Source organism: Yoonia sp. R2331, assembly GCF_041103235.1.
GTDB lineage: Bacteria > Pseudomonadota > Alphaproteobacteria > Rhodobacterales > Rhodobacteraceae > CANMYO01.
Map to the genome: position 1 here is coordinate 1,462,303 of NZ_JBGCUN010000001.1, position 14,207 is coordinate 1,476,509.

Here is a 14,207-nt window from a genome sequence, read left to right on the forward strand (position 1 = left end):
ACCGACCTGTGCTTGCAAATGTTCATGTTGTGTTCTATCCGTGGTGGATGTCAGAGTTTCCTTTGCGCCCACGCTACCGCACGCCGGGCAGGGCCGCGCAATCAAATCCCGACAATCGGTTTGACCGGCTCCATAGCGAGGCTGTGGATGACGGCTGGTTGCCTCAGGATGACGACATTCCTGTCGCTCGCACCGACGTGAGCTTGGAACAGGCGCGCAAGGTGATCAGCCGGAATACCTCGCCCGATTTGTCGTTTGACCGCTCGATAAACCCCTATCGGGGCTGCGAGCATGGGTGCATCTACTGCTTTGCACGTCCCAGTCATGCCTATCTCGGTCTATCGCCGGGCCTTGACTTTGAAACGCGGTTGATTGCGCGGCCCAATGCTGCTGCACAACTGGAAAAGGAACTCCGGGCGCGCAGCTATGAACCGCGTACCATCGCGATTGGGACCAACACGGACCCTTATCAACCGATTGAAAAGAAGCATGAGATCATGCGGGAGGTGATGCAAGTCTTGTCGGCTTTCAACCATCCCACGGCCATTGTCACCAAAGGCACATTGATCGAGCGCGATATTGATATTCTGGCCCCGATGGCCGTGCGCGGTCTATTGCGGGTCGGGATCTCGGTGACAACCCTTAACCCGGCAACATCCCGCGCAATGGAACCCCGTGTGCCGCTGCCCGCGGCCCGCCTGCGCACGATCCGGCGGCTGTCAGAGGCGGGGATCCCTGTGCGCCTGATGGTCTCTCCGGTCGTGCCGGCACTGACCGATCACGAGCTTGAGGCGATCTTGGTCGCAGGGAAAGAGGCGGGGGCCGTGGCCGCGTCATCCATCGTGCTGCGCTTACCGTACGAGGTGTCGACGCTGTTTCGCGAATGGGTGGCGTTGGCTTATCCGGACCGCGCCGCGCGGATCATGGCCCGGGTACGCGAGTTGCATGGTGGCAAGGATTACGACCCGGCTTTTGGCACTCGCATGATCGGGCAGGGGGAATGGGCGGCCTTGATGCGCAAGCGTTTCAAGATCTGCTGTACCAAACTGGGGCTGGATCAATCCTTGCCTGATCTGCGGACCGATCTCTTTGCACCGCCGCCACAAGCGGGGGATCAGCTGGCGCTGTTTTAGCCGCGCCGCCGTCCGCGCCGCGCGGCCCGCTTTGGCCCGGCCCCATCTGTACCGTCCGATTCAGAGCTGAAATCGCCGAGAGCCGCGACAATCGCGTCCAGCGCTGGACGATCACCCTTGGGGCGCGTTTCAAGTGCCTCACGCATGTACCGCAGATGCTCTGGTGTTGTGCCGCAGCATCCGCCAATGATCGTTGCACCGCAATCCCGCGCAAGCTGCGCGTAATCCGCCATTAGTTCAGGTGTGCCATCATAATGGATATGGCCGTCGTGATACTTTGGTATGCCTGCGTTGCCTTTCGAAATCAGCGGCTGGCGTGCACCGGCATCTGCCATGCCCAAGACTGTGCGCAACAGGTCCGATGCGCCGGTACCACAATTAGCACCAAAGCCCAGCGGCGCATAATCCAGCTTGTCCACTTGACGTACCATATCTTTGGAGGTGACCCCCATCATGGTGCGGCCAGCTGTGTCAAAACTCATCGTGCCACACCACGGCATACCTGCCTTTTCAAAGGCTTCGGCAGCGGCGGCGTATTCTTCAAATGCGGAAATCGTCTCGACCCATAACACATCCGCGCCACCGGCCTTCAGCCCTTCGGCCTGCTCGTGGAACATCTCGACCGCAATCTCGTGGGTCAGGCTACCCATGGGGGCCATGATCTCTCCGGTTGGACCTACAGAGCCTGCAACCACAACTGTTCGGCCCGATGCATCGGCAACTTCGCGGCCGATCTCAGCAGCGACCTTGTTCAGCTCCAGCACCCGATCGGCGGCATCATGTAGTTTGAGGCGAGAGGCATTGGCACCAAACGAGTTGGTCAGAAACAGATCGCTGCCCGCATCAACCGCGCCTTTGTAAAGCGCGGTGATCTTGGCGGGTTCCTCAATGTTCCACATCTCTGGCGCGTCACCCGATGACAGCCCCATGTTGAACAGGTTGGTGCCGGTTGCGCCGTCGGCCAAGAGCCATTCTCGGTCTTGCAGAAGGCGGCTTAGCGCGTTGTCACTTGCGGGCATGGGGGTTCTCGATTCCTTGATGTCGCGCGTGTGTGGCGCGTCAAGCGCACCGTTGCAACGCCAAAGGACGCAACAAGATGATGAAGCTTGTTCATCAAACGCGGCACCGGACGCTGAATGCCCCAGAATAGCGCAGCAGCACTCAGCACAAAGCCGATGCGCCCGGGGGCCATGAAATAGCGCGGTCGCCAGATCGGATCGAAAAGGGACTTGAAGTGTCGCAGCCCGGTCCGGTTCACACCCCAGCGCGCCAATGGCCCCGTTTGGGCAGGCACCGCGCCCAATCCGCATCGCATTGCACCCGCAGCCTTGGCAGCGTCAAGGCCCGCCACAATGGCGCTCTGAACTGCACCATCCGGCAGGCCCGCGCGATAGCGGATCAAATCCAATGCCCAGTCCGTGTCGGCGACTTGAAAGGTCACAAAACCGGCGATTTCTCCGTCATGACGGATCAAGAACACTCGTTGCTGCGCCAGTTCACCAGGGCAGTACCGTCCGACTGTTAACCCAAGCTCACCGCCATGGGTGCGCGCCCAGGCCATCGCGACAACGCGCAAGTCCCGGATTGGCAAGTCGTCTTTGGCGGCCTCAATGCTGATCCCACGCGCTGCGGCGCGGCGCAGCGCCTGACGGAGCCGCTTTTTGCGTGGGCCATCCAACGACCAGTCATGCAACGCGACCTGCGCGTCGTCCGCGATCCGCGCAACAACCCAACCCGCGCGCCGCGCGCGTCGGGCTGAACGTCCCGACGCTTTGTAGATGGGAACGAGCGGAAGTTGCGGACCTGACCCCAAAGGGTCGCCCAACAGCACAGGTACCCCCAAAGGACGCACGATATGCCCCCAACCCTTTCCGACACGCTCTACAGCGCCGGATTGCCGCGCGAGGCCCCAGTCAGCGGGGCCTGCCAGGGGGATCGGCGTGCTGGGTCGGACAGGTCGCATCAGGTAAATCGCGCCAACTGCAAAAGGGATCAGGTAATAAACGACCCGGAATGCCAGTAAGCCCGCCAAAAGCTCTGGCGCGGGCAACGCTGGCAAGAGCGCCAGCAAGACAACCTCAAAAGGGCCTACACCGCCAGGCGAATTTCCCAACAATCCAGCGCCCAAGGCCAGCACATAAGCGGCGATAACGGTCAGCAATGGCAAATCGGTGTCAGCAGGCAGAAGCAACCATAGCGCCACTCCCGCGCAGCTAAGGTCAAGTGCGACCCAACCCAGCAGCGCTGGCAAGGCGGTACGAAACCGCAGCGGCAGGCGAATCCACAGTGCTGTGCAGAAGAATGCGCCGGCGCACCCGACCACCAAGGCACAAAACGCTACAGCGCCGGGGATCAGGCCAAGCCAAACGGCAGCCATGCCGCCGCAAATGGCCCAGCCGGTCAGGAATGAAAGGCCTACAGCCCCGCTCAGCTTGGCGATCTGAAATGGCGACAAGTCTGGTAAACCACGCCAGCGGGAAATGCCTGCGGTCACTGCAGTCAGGCCCAGTGACTGGCTTACCGCGATTGCGGCCATGCCCACACGCCGCGCGCGCTGTTCTGAAACGCTGGTGTCCATGATCCGGTGCCAAATCGCGTCATATCGGCCCAGAGCTGCAAAACTTACGCCGGTCACAACCATGGCCGTCAGCCATTGCCACGGCGCAAGCGCTGCGAAGCTGCGTTGGAGTTGCGTGACGTCCAGTGTTTCAAGCGTGTCCCAGGCTGCGGGCAAACACAGCGCAACGACGATCAGCGATAGGAGCACAGATGCAGGCCCAACCGGGCGCCTGCGGGGCGAACCAAAACCTGAAAACTGCATAACATCCCTTCACGCTGATCCTCTCAGGGCTAGGGTGCGGGTCTGAACCAAGTCTTAAGAAGCAAAGGGCCAGCACGCGGATAACCGCGGCTGGCCCGTCTCAATGTGTGGAATTTAGTGAAAAATGATCAGACTTCGTCGATCAACTGCGCCTTGGCTTCTGCCATCAGCTCTTTCATCTTGGCACGGATCGTCGCTTCATCTGCCTTGTCGCCCAGATCGCCACTCACCTTGCGATAGACGTCTTCATCGCCGGCCTCTTCAAAGTCAGCCTTGATCACCTCTTTGGCGTATTCTGCGGCATCATCGTCGGATTTACCCATCAAATCAGCGGCCCACAGACCCAAAAGCTTGTTGCGGCGCGCTTCAGCCTTGAATTGCATCTCTGCATCATGGGCGAACTTGTTCTCAAATGCGTTCTCGCGATCTTTCATGCTGCTCATCGGGGCTTCCCTTTTCAAGAATTACGCTGTTGTACCTGATATGCCCCCGCAACCGCTTGCCCGCAAGAGGGGCTTGGCGTAAGAGGCTGGCAAATGGCGGCCCAGCCTGGGCGGCCCCAGACGCGAGGCACCACATGGCACGCCGCAAACTGATCTACGAAGGCAAAGCGAAAATCCTCTACGAAGGTCCCGAGCCGGGCACGTTCGTGCAATATTTCAAGGACGATGCGACAGCCTATAACGCCGAAAAGAAAGCCGTGATCGAGGGCAAGGGCGTGTTGAACAACCGTTTGTCCGAATTCTTCATGAATGGTCTCGCCTCGATTGGGATTCCAACCCACTTCATCAAACGTCTAAACATGCGAGAGCAGTTGATCCGCCAGGTTGAGATTATTCCGCTCGAAGTGATCGTGCGCAATGTCGCTGCAGGCTCCATGGCGAAACGGATGGGCATGGAAGAGGGCGCGCCGCTGCCACGTCCCATCGTGGAATTTTCCTACAAAGACGACGCCTTGGGTGATCCTTTGGTGCCAGAGGAGTATATTATCGCCTTTGGATGGGCGAGCCAGCAAGACCTGGACGATATCGTCAGCATCGCCTTGCGGGTGAACGACTTTATGTCGGGCGTGATGCACGGCGTTGGCATCAAGCTGATCGATTTCAAAATTGAAGTGGGTCGGGTCTGGGATAACGACTTTCAGCGGTTGATCGTTGCCGATGAGATCAGCCCCGACAGCTGCCGTCTTTGGGACATCGAAACTGGCCAGAAACTGGACAAGGACGTGTTCCGCAAAGACCTCGGCTCGCTCTCGGATGCCTATACTGAGGTCGCGCGCCGCTTGGGCGTTCTGCCCAGCAATGTAACCCACGCGCCAACAAAGCCTACGCTGATTAATTAGGGATATCAGACAGATGAAAGCCAAAGTTCACGTCATGCTCAAGAATGGCGTCCTTGACCCACAGGGCGAAGCGATCCGTCACGCCTTGGGAAGCCTGGGTTTTGACGGTGTCAATGGTGTGCGTCAGGGCAAAGTAGTTGAACTGGATTTGGCAGACGGTACCGATGAGGCGACGATCAACGCAATGTGCGACAAACTGCTCGCCAATACGGTGATCGAAAGCTACCGGGTGGAACTGCTGTGAAGGCGGCCGTCATCGTCTTTCCCGGCTCAAACTGCGACCGGGACATGGCCGTGGCACTAAAGGCTGCAGGCGCGGATGTCACGATGGTTTGGCACAAGGACAGTGACCTGCCGAATGTGGATCTGGTCGCTGTGCCCGGTGGGTTTTCATTTGGTGATTACTTGCGCTGCGGCGCGATTGCGGCACAAAGTCCGATCTGTAAAGCCTTGATTTCCCACGTAGAACGCGGCGGATATGCGCTTGGCGTCTGCAATGGCTTCCAAGTCCTGACTGAAACCGGATTGCTCCCCGGTGCATTGATGCGCAACGCGGCCCTGAAATTCGTATGCAAGACCTCACCGCTGACGGTCGAAACATCGCAAAGCGCCTTCACCGAAGGCTACAACGCTGGCGACACCGTACATTTCCCGATTGCCCATCACGATGGCAACTACACTGCGGATGCCGAAACGCTTGCGACGCTGGCCGGCGAGGATCGCATCGCCTTTCGTTACGGCGACAATCCCAACGGGTCCGCGCAAGACATCGCAGGCATCTTGTCGGTAAACCGACGTGTACTTGGCATGATGCCGCACCCAGAACGGGCGGTTGACGCAGGTCACGGTGGCACCGACGGACAGGCGCTTTTCCGCGGATTGGTCGGCCAATTCGTGCAAGCCTGATCAGCGCTTGCTTGCCGGGTCGCTTGGCGCCGCGTAGTTTGACGGCATGACTGGGGAAACGTCTTCTAAAACAGGGTGGCGGCGTGGCGGCTGGCGCTTGCGCGTCGGTGTCTTGATACTTGTCGCTTTTGGCGTGCTTGTGATCTCGGTCACCAACCAGCTTTTGACCGAACGTTTCACTGAAAACACCCGCAATCGCGCAGAGCTGAGGCTGACGCTCTACGTCGCCAATTTGATGAGCGAGCTGCAGCGTAATTCCATTGTGCCGCAACTGCTGGCGCGTGACCCCGAATTGATCCGTGCGCTGGATAGTTCTGACTATTCGCTTTCGACCGCGCGTCTGTTGTCTTTTGTCGATGAAATTGGCGCGGCCTCGCTGGTGCTGTTTGACAAGGATGGGCGCGTGGTGGCGGCCACCGACCGCAACAGGTTGGGCGAAACCCACCGCTCGCAACCCTATTTTCTGGACGCTTTGCGTAGCAATGACACGGTGTTCACCAACAACAATCTCGAAGACGGTGGTTTTGTTTCGATCTATTCGCGCAAGATGAGCAACCGGTCAGAAACCTTGGGCGTCATCGCGGTCGAGGTGGATTTGCGCAAGCTGGAACGGGGCTGGGCCGGGGTGACAGATGCGGTTTTTGTGACGGACAGCGAAGGCACGATCATTCTGGCAACAGAACCGCGTTGGCGCGGCTTGCAAGAGGCTGCGGCTCTCGAACGCGCATCAGCTCCGTCAGCCATTGAACGGGCGCTTCGTGCGACCACAGACTGGGCGGCGTTGCCCGCTGACGCTTATCTGGCGGGCGAGGCGGTGTTTCGCCGGGAAGCGCGCGTGCCGTTCCAAGGCTGGCGTATGGTCAGCTATACCGCTTATTCGTCGGTCCGCGAGCGGGTCAATTCGGTTCTCGCGATCGAGGTGATGGGATTCGCAATTCTCTTGGCGGGCCTGTTTTGGGCGGCCTCGCGAAAAACGGCCTCGCGACTGGTGTTTTTTCAACGTGAATCGGCAGAGTTGCGCGCATTGAACGTGGCCTTACAGCGGGAAGTCGCCGAACGTCAGAAGGCCGAAAAGAACCTCCAGGTTGCCGAACAGACCGTTGCCCAGACCTCAAAACTTGCAGCATTGGGTGAGATGTCAGCGGCGGTCAGTCACGAGTTGAACCAACCGCTGGCAGCGATGAAGACTTACCTTGCCGGAGCGCGCTTGTTGCTGCAACGCCGCCGCCCGGACGAGGCGCTGTCGTCGTTCCAGCGGATCGACGATTTGATCGAACGGATGGGCGCGATCACGCGTCAGCTTAAATCCTATGCGCGCAAAGGTGCAGATGCCTTCGAACCCGTTGATACAAGGGCTGCTGTCAGTGCCGCGCTTGCCATGATGGAACCGCAACTCAAGACCCGGCACGTCGATATCAGCCGCACGTTGCCATCTGATGCGCCGATGATTTTCGGTGATCGGCTGCGTCTCGAACAGGTGATCATTAACCTCTTGCGCAATGCCCTTGATGCCACCAAATCAGTCAAGGACCCGCGGATCGATGTGATCCTTGCGGCGGGGGATGAAATGACGTTGACGGTGCGGGACAATGGCAGGGGGATCGAAGACCTCGATAACCTGTTCGAGCCATTTTACACCACCAAACAGCCGGGCGATGGTGTGGGCCTTGGGCTTGCCATCTCGTCCGGCATTGTGAACGATTTGGGCGGCCGACTGACCGCGCGCAATGGCGCAAACGGTGGGGCGGTGTTTGAGGTCAGGTTGCCGATCTTCCGCGAAGATGTCGCGGCGGCAGAATAAAGGAGCGAACACATGAGCAAGGCCATGAAGATCGCCATCGTCGATGACGAAAAGGATATGCGCCAGTCGATCAGCCAATGGCTGGCCCTGTCTGGTTTTGACACTGAAACCTATGCCAGCGCCGAAGATGCGCTGCGTGGTGTGGGCAATGATTTCCCCGGCATTATCGTCTCGGACATCAAGATGCCTGGCATGGATGGGATGCAATTTCTTAAAAAGATCAAGGGCGTGGACAGCGCGCTTCCTGTGATCATGATCACCGGGCACGGTGATGTGCCCATGGCAGTCGAGGCAATGCGTATTGGCGCATTCGATTTTCTTGAAAAGCCGTTCAACCCCGACCGGATGACGGAACTTGCCAAGCGCGCCACATCTGCGCGCCGCTTGACGCTCGATAACCGTGCCTTGCGGAAAGAGCTGTCAGACGGCACCGCGCTGATGAAAAAGCTGATTGGACAATCGCCACCAATGGAGCGGCTCAAGGAAGACATCCTTGATCTGGGCCAGGCCGATGGGCATGTGTTGATTGAAGGCGAAACAGGTACCGGCAAGACGCTTGTTGCCCATGCCCTGCATGCCGTTGGCGCCCGTGCGTCCAAGAAATTCACATTGATCTCGTGCTCGGCTTACGAGGAAGAGGCGCTGTCGCGCCGCTTGTTCGGTCCCGCACAAGAGGACGAGCCGATACCCGCAATGGAAGAAGCGCGCGGCGGAACATTGGTGCTGGAAGATATCGAGGCACTCAGCCATGCGTTACAGGCCCGCCTGCTGACCGCGATCAACGAACAGGGCAATCCGGCAGAGACCCGGATCGTGGCAATCTGCAACCTGCAGGAACAGGATAAAACCTGCGAAAGCGTGCTGCGTCCTGACCTGTTCTACCGACTAGCTGCGCTCAAAATTGTGGTGCCACCCTTGCGTCAACGGGGCGAGGACATCCTGTCGTTGTTTACCCGCTTGTCGGAACAGTTCGCCGATGAATATGGCTGCGACGCGCCAGAGGTCAGCGCGCAAGAGGCGGCACAATTGTTGCAGGCCCCTTGGCCCGGCAATGTCCGTCAATTGATCAACGTGGCCGAACGGGCCGTGCTGCAAAACCGGCGCGGAACCGGTTCGATCGCTTCGCTTCTGATGGCCGACACCGAAGACACGCGCCCTGCGATGACCACCGAAGGCAAACCGCTCAAGGAATTTGTCGAGGCGTTCGAACGGATGTTGATCGACAACACCATGCGCCGCCATAAGGGCAGCATCGTCGCGGTTATGGAGGAATTGTGCCTGCCGCGCCGGACATTGAATGAAAAGATGGCCAAATACGGCCTGACCCGGTCCGACTATTTGAACTGATTGATGCGAAGACTCCTGCGTTTTTTCACTTTGCTTGTGCTGGTGGCCCTGTTGGGCTGTGGCATCTATGGCTGGATCGGCTATCGCGACGGTTTGCGCGCCAGTGTGGAACTGGCGCCGCAGGCCGACGCGCTGATTGCAGCCGGGCAGGGTGGCGGGGCGCTTGGTCCCGGCAGGCAGGCCATGCTGCTGGCGGTTGAGGATCCGGCGTTTTTCACCCACGTCGGGTTTGATCTGACCACACCGGGCGGCGGGATCACAACCATCACCCAGTCGCTGGCCAAGAGGCAGGGGTTTGACGAATTCATCCCGGGATATCGCAAGCTGCGGCAGACAACTTATGCCATTGGGCTCGAACGCGGATTGACCAAACCGCAGATCCTGGCGCTGTTTCTGGACAGCGTCTCAATGGGCCGTGGTCCTGACGGCGATTGGATTACCGGGCTCTTTCCCGCCAGCCTTGCACATTTTGACGCGACACCAGATGCAATTCCCGAAGATGACTTTATTGCTCTTGTCGCCGTGATGATTGCCCCCCGCGATCTTGCATTGGGAGAGGCGGATGCAGTCCTTCAAACGCGCATTGCACGGATCAAGCGCCTGCTGGAAGGTGCTTGTGAACCCTTGGGTAACAGCGACGTCTGGCTGGAAGGTTGTGCTGGGGCTGAAAGCTGATGCGGACCTGTTTTTGGTCAGACAATTCCCGGATTGATGCGATCACACCTTGTTTTATGACAGCGCTGTGACTTATGTAGGAATTACGGATGCCCGTGCGACGTTGCACGGTGACATTCGGTGAGATTCTCTGCCACATGGCCGGACACCCGACATTGGCAGCTGATTTGGCCCCATAGGGCCAGAAGAACGCTCTGGTCGCACGTGTTTTTGTGCAGGACCGGGCCATGAATGGGCCGCACTACACGCGGTCGGAGAAGAAACGCGATGCAAAGCGCGCAACATACAGGCAGCACGCACCACGCCCCAAGGGGCCGGGTCGCTGCCCGCGCCGTGATCGCCCAAATCAGACATGCCAGACGGACCGCCGCACCCCCAGGGTGCAGGCCGCTTGCGCGTGCGAATGGATACAATGCCAAAGAAAATGCTAATCGATGCAACACACGCGGAAGAAACCCGCGTTGTTGTGGTAGACGGGAACAAAGTCGAGGAATTTGACTTCGAAAGCCAGTTCAAGCGTCAGCTTGCTGGAAACATCTATCTGGCCAAAGTCACGCGGGTTGAACCCTCGTTGCAGGCGGCTTTTGTGGACTACGGTGGCAACCGCCACGGGTTCCTTGCGTTCTCGGAAATTCACCCCGACTACTATCAGATCCCGGTCGCTGACCGCGAGGCGCTGATCGCCGAGGAAAAGGCCTATGCCGAAAGCCTCAAGGCCGAAGACGAGGATGAAAAGCCCAAACCCAAGCGTCGTCGCCGCAGCCGGTCCAAGGCCGCAGAGGCCAAAAGCGATGATGCAATCGCGACGCAAGAGGTCGAGACCGAAGAGGATGTGACCTCTGGCGATATCGAGGGGATGGAAACCATCGACCTCGACATCAGCGAAGAAGGTTCCAGCCCGATGGAATTGGTGGGCGAAACGCCCGTTGAAACCCCGGCCGCCGGCGAGGAAGACACCGACGACGGCGATGATGCGGACGACGATGACACGGCGCCCGATGCGACTGCCAAGGACGAAACCATCGAAAGTGTCGCCAAGGAAGACGACACTGACGAGGTGCGCCCTGTCCGTAAGCCGCGCCCCAAGCGCTACAAAATTCAAGAAGTCATCAAGGTTCGCCAGATTCTGCTGGTGCAGGTCGTCAAGGAAGAGCGCGGCAATAAGGGTGCCGCCTTGACCACCTATCTGTCGCTGGCCGGTCGCTACTGCGTGCTGATGCCCAATACCGCACGTGGTGGTGGCATCTCACGCAAGATCACGAATGCCGCGGACCGTAAGAAACTCAAAGAAATTGCCGGTGGCATGTCTGTGCCCGAAGGGGCAGGGCTGATCATCCGCACTGCTGGGTCCCAGCGCACGAAATCGGAAATCAAGCGCGACTATGAATACCTGCAACGGATGTGGGAACAAATCCGCGAGTTGACGCTGAAATCCACAGCGCCCGCGCGGATCTACGAAGAGGGCAACCTGATCAAACGTTCGATCCGTGATCTCTATTCCAAAGAGATCGACGAGGTGATCGTGGCTGGCGACGTGGGCTACCGCGAGGCCAAGGACTTCATGAAAATGATCATGCCGTCCCATGCAAAGAACGTGAAACACTACGCCGAACAACTTCCGCTTTATGCCCGCTATCAGGTCGAAGGCTACCTGGCCGGCATGTTCAATCCGACTGTGCAACTGCCCTCTGGCGGTTACATCGTCATCGGCGTGACCGAAGCGCTAGTGGCCATCGACGTGAACTCTGGCCGGGCCACCAAGGAAGGCTCGATTGAACAGACAGCACTGAAAACCAACCTTGAAGCCGCGGACGAAGTGGCGCGCCAGTTACGTCTGCGCGACCTCGCCGGTCTGATCGTGATCGATTACATCGACATGGATGAGCGCCGGAACAATACGGCGGTTGAAAAGCGGTTCAAAGACAAGCTCAAAACGGACCGCGCTCGCATTCAGGTGGGTCGCATCTCGGGCTTTGGCCTGATGGAGATGTCGCGTCAGCGCCTGCGTCCTGGCATGTTGGAAGCCACGACACAGATGTGCAGCCACTGCCACGGCACGGGTCTCTTGCGCTCTGACGACAACGTCGCGCTGAACATCCTGCGCCAACTCGAAGAAGAGGGCGTGCGGGGCCGGTCCAAAGAGGTGCTGATCAAAGCGCCTGTGTCGATTGCCAATTTCCTGATGAACGGCAAACGCGAACATATCGCCGAGATCGAGGCGCGTTATGGTATGTCCGTGCGCATCGAATGTGATCCGACGATGGTGTCGCCAGACTTTGCTATTGAAAAGTTCAAGACTGCAACGCGTGTTGTCCCCGATGCCACGCCAGTGGTGACATCGGTGGTTGTCATGGACGACGACGATGATGTCGTTGCCGAAACCCCGGACGAAGATGAAGTGCCCAGCGCACAGGGTGAAGGTGACGGCGAAGACCGGCCGAAAAAGCGCCGGCGTCGTCGTCGGCGGCGGCGCGGTGGCGGCAGTGACGCGCAGGGCGAAAACCAACAATCTGATGCACAATCGGCCGACGCCACGCAGGCCGAGGTTGCTGAGGCTGACGCAGAGACTGCGACAGACAGCAGCACAAACGTAGAGGCCAGCGCAGAGTCGGCCCCTGAAGAAAAACCCAAGCGCAAGCGGGTTCGTCGCAAGAAGGCGGATGAGCCTGCAGCAGAAGAAACAGCCGCCGTCGCGCCAGACGCGCCGGTTGTTGAAGAACCGGCTGCTGAGGAAAAGCCAAAGCCAAAGCGCACGCGTCGCAAAAAGGCGGAACCTGTGGCCGACGAGGCCGCAGCATCCGAAGATGCGGCACCGGTAGCAGAGGAACCCGCAGCCGAGGAAAAGCCAAAGCCCAAGCGCAAACCGCGGGCCCGCAAAAAGGCAGAGCCTGTGGCGGCCGAAGCAGAAGCCGCGCCCGAAACCAAGGCGATGGAAGTTGTGGCTGACACTCCGGCTCCGGCTCCAGCTCCTGCGCCAGAGGAAGAAGCGCCAAGCGCTGAAGAGCCTGCCAAGCCCAAACGCAAGGGCTGGTGGTCACTGGGCCGCTAGAAAAATCTGGGCCGCGCGGTGATCGCGCGGCCCTTTTTCCTAGCCACCCTTGCGGATCAAATAAACTTGCGCATCTGCATCATCGCGTTGATCGATTAGCGCATGACCGGCCTCGGTGCAGAAATGCGGCACATCCACAACCGCCGCAGGATCATCGGCACGCATGCGCAGCACTTGCCCGGCGCGAAGCGGTTCCAGCCTCTTGCGAGCCTTCAGAACGGGCAGGGGGCACAGCAGCCCGGTGGCATCAAGATCAGCGTCAAAGTCCATAACGCTCCGATTAGGCCTGATGTTTCAGCTTGTAAACAACTGCGTGACGCATGGGTGACGCAGGGCAACGGACAGGATAGGTCAGTTCTATGTTGGAAGCCGCCCAGATTCTCGACGCGACCCTGCTGCCTGCGATGCTCATCGCGCTTTTTGCAGGTCTGTTGTCGTTCCTGTCACCTTGTGTACTGCCCATCGTGCCGCCTTATCTGGCGTTTATGGGCGGTGTGTCTGTCTCCGAGATGGAACAAACCGGCGCAAATCGCCGCCGTGTCTTGCTGGCTGCTGCCTTTTTTGTGCTTGGACTTTCCACCGTCTTCCTGCTGCTTGGCTTTGCCTTTTCAGCAATGGGCCGGATGTTTCTATCGTTTCAGGATTGGTTCGTCGTTATCGCCGGCGTTATCGTGATGATCTTTGGCGCGCATTTCGTCGGCGTCTTCCGCATCCCATTTCTTGACAGAGAGGCGCGGATGGACGCAGGCGACCGGGGCGGCTCTGCCCTTGGGGCCTATGTCCTCGGGCTTGCGTTTGCCTTTGGCTGGACACCCTGTCTCGGTCCGATCCTTGGCGCAATCCTTGGTCTTGCGGCGTCAGAGGCAGACGTCTGGCGCGGCACCACTTTGCTGGCGGTCTATGCGCTAGGGCTAGGCATCCCGTTCCTACTGGTCGCCGCCTTCTTTCCGCGCCTCAAAGGGACGATGGCGTGGATGAAACGCCATATGGACCGGATCGAACGCACCTCCGGCCTGCTGTTGTGGACCGTGGGCCTGATGATGTTGACCGGTCAGTTCACTGCCTTCAGCTGGTGGCTGCTGGAAAGGTTCCCGGCGCTCGCCGCATTGGGATAAAGGCTTATTTTCGTCCCA

13 protein-coding genes are annotated in these 14,207 nt (G+C 59.1%); 9 read left to right on the forward strand and 4 right to left on the reverse strand.

The window, feature by feature from the left end; all coding sequences use genetic code 11:
* Positions 1-47 precede the first annotated feature (47 nt).
* Entirely contained in the window at positions 48-1,133 is a 1,086-nt protein-coding gene (locus tag AB3Y40_RS07585) for a PA0069 family radical SAM protein (RefSeq protein ID WP_369438188.1), read from the forward strand.
* On the opposite strand, the gene bmt is transcribed toward AB3Y40_RS07585, so the two are convergent.
* From bmt to AB3Y40_RS07600, 3 genes are all read right to left on the reverse strand, one after another.
* Positions 1,130-2,152, reverse strand: a complete 1,023-nt coding sequence (gene bmt / locus AB3Y40_RS07590) for a betaine--homocysteine S-methyltransferase (protein WP_369438189.1) — start codon at positions 2,150-2,152, stop codon at positions 1,130-1,132. The two genes, AB3Y40_RS07585 and bmt, sit on opposite strands and share 4 nt — an antisense overlap.
* Positions 2,128-3,900, reverse strand: a complete 1,773-nt coding sequence (locus tag AB3Y40_RS07595; RefSeq protein ID WP_369438190.1) for a phosphatidylglycerol lysyltransferase domain-containing protein — start codon at positions 3,898-3,900, stop codon at positions 2,128-2,130. The genes bmt and AB3Y40_RS07595 overlap by 25 nt, the downstream gene beginning before the upstream one ends.
* A 182-nt stretch (positions 3,901-4,082) precedes the next feature.
* Complete coding sequence (locus tag AB3Y40_RS07600; RefSeq protein ID WP_369438191.1) at positions 4,083-4,397, reverse strand: DUF1476 domain-containing protein; 315 nt, start codon at positions 4,395-4,397, stop codon at positions 4,083-4,085.
* A gap of 134 nt (positions 4,398-4,531) precedes the next feature.
* On the opposite strand from AB3Y40_RS07600, the gene purC reads away from it, so the two are divergent.
* The 7 genes from purC (at position 4,532) to AB3Y40_RS07635 (ending at position 13,074) form a co-directional block, all read left to right on the forward strand.
* A complete protein-coding gene (purC, locus tag AB3Y40_RS07605) occupies positions 4,532-5,296 on the forward strand; it encodes a phosphoribosylaminoimidazolesuccinocarboxamide synthase (protein ID WP_369438192.1) in 765 nt (254 codons plus the stop codon).
* 13 nt (positions 5,297-5,309) lie between these two features.
* On the forward strand, positions 5,310-5,540 hold the full coding sequence (gene purS / locus AB3Y40_RS07610) for a phosphoribosylformylglycinamidine synthase subunit PurS (RefSeq protein WP_369438193.1): 231 nt from the start codon (positions 5,310-5,312) through the stop codon (positions 5,538-5,540).
* Positions 5,537-6,202 (forward strand): phosphoribosylformylglycinamidine synthase subunit PurQ, encoded by a 666-nt coding sequence (gene purQ, locus AB3Y40_RS07615; RefSeq protein ID WP_369438194.1) that lies wholly within the window; start codon positions 5,537-5,539, stop codon positions 6,200-6,202. Before purS ends, purQ begins: the two co-directional genes overlap by 4 nt.
* Before the next feature lie 46 nt (positions 6,203-6,248).
* Positions 6,249-8,003 (forward strand): sensor histidine kinase, encoded by a 1,755-nt coding sequence (locus tag AB3Y40_RS07620; RefSeq protein WP_369438195.1) that lies wholly within the window; start codon positions 6,249-6,251, stop codon positions 8,001-8,003.
* Between the two features lie 12 nt (positions 8,004-8,015).
* Positions 8,016-9,350, forward strand: a complete 1,335-nt coding sequence (locus tag AB3Y40_RS07625) for a sigma-54-dependent transcriptional regulator (protein WP_369438196.1) — start codon at positions 8,016-8,018, stop codon at positions 9,348-9,350.
* A gap of 3 nt (positions 9,351-9,353) precedes the next feature.
* Positions 9,354-10,025, forward strand: a complete 672-nt coding sequence (locus AB3Y40_RS07630; RefSeq protein WP_369438197.1) for a transglycosylase domain-containing protein — start codon at positions 9,354-9,356, stop codon at positions 10,023-10,025.
* A 412-nt stretch (positions 10,026-10,437) separates the two neighbouring features.
* Positions 10,438-13,074: a ribonuclease E/G gene (locus AB3Y40_RS07635; RefSeq protein ID WP_369438198.1), complete on the forward strand. Its 2,637-nt coding sequence runs from the start codon at positions 10,438-10,440 to the stop codon at positions 13,072-13,074.
* A gap of 39 nt (positions 13,075-13,113) precedes the next feature.
* On the opposite strand, the gene AB3Y40_RS07640 is transcribed toward AB3Y40_RS07635, so the two are convergent.
* On the reverse strand, positions 13,114-13,344 hold the full coding sequence (locus tag AB3Y40_RS07640) for a sulfurtransferase TusA family protein (protein ID WP_369438199.1): 231 nt from the start codon (positions 13,342-13,344) through the stop codon (positions 13,114-13,116).
* 89 nt (positions 13,345-13,433) lie between these two features.
* Between AB3Y40_RS07640 and AB3Y40_RS07645 the strand changes: the two genes are divergently transcribed.
* Positions 13,434-14,189, forward strand: a complete 756-nt coding sequence (locus tag AB3Y40_RS07645) for a cytochrome c biogenesis CcdA family protein (protein ID WP_369438200.1) — start codon at positions 13,434-13,436, stop codon at positions 14,187-14,189.
* The last annotated feature ends 18 nt before the right edge of the window (positions 14,190-14,207 follow it).

What these genes read in the sequence shown, in the direction of transcription:
- AB3Y40_RS07585 (WP_369438188.1), top strand. Translation starts at nt 48, where the DNA reads ATGTCAGAGTTTCCTTTGCGCCCACGCTACCGCACGCCGGGCAGGGCC.
- bmt (WP_369438189.1), bottom strand. Translation starts at nt 2,152, where the DNA reads ATGCCCGCAAGTGACAACGCGCTAAGCCGCCTTCTGCAAGACCGAGAA.
- AB3Y40_RS07600 (WP_369438191.1), bottom strand. Translation starts at nt 4,397, where the DNA reads ATGAGCAGCATGAAAGATCGCGAGAACGCATTTGAGAACAAGTTCGCC.
- purC (WP_369438192.1), top strand. Translation starts at nt 4,532, where the DNA reads ATGGCACGCCGCAAACTGATCTACGAAGGCAAAGCGAAAATCCTCTAC.
- purS (WP_369438193.1), top strand. Translation starts at nt 5,310, where the DNA reads ATGAAAGCCAAAGTTCACGTCATGCTCAAGAATGGCGTCCTTGACCCA.
- AB3Y40_RS07620 (WP_369438195.1), top strand. Translation starts at nt 6,249, where the DNA reads ATGACTGGGGAAACGTCTTCTAAAACAGGGTGGCGGCGTGGCGGCTGG.
- AB3Y40_RS07625 (WP_369438196.1), top strand. Translation starts at nt 8,016, where the DNA reads ATGAGCAAGGCCATGAAGATCGCCATCGTCGATGACGAAAAGGATATG.
- AB3Y40_RS07630 (WP_369438197.1), top strand. Translation starts at nt 9,354, where the DNA reads ATGCGAAGACTCCTGCGTTTTTTCACTTTGCTTGTGCTGGTGGCCCTG.
- AB3Y40_RS07635 (WP_369438198.1), top strand. Translation starts at nt 10,438, where the DNA reads ATGCCAAAGAAAATGCTAATCGATGCAACACACGCGGAAGAAACCCGC.
- AB3Y40_RS07640 (WP_369438199.1), bottom strand. Translation starts at nt 13,344, where the DNA reads ATGGACTTTGACGCTGATCTTGATGCCACCGGGCTGCTGTGCCCCCTG.
- AB3Y40_RS07645 (WP_369438200.1), top strand. Translation starts at nt 13,434, where the DNA reads ATGTTGGAAGCCGCCCAGATTCTCGACGCGACCCTGCTGCCTGCGATG.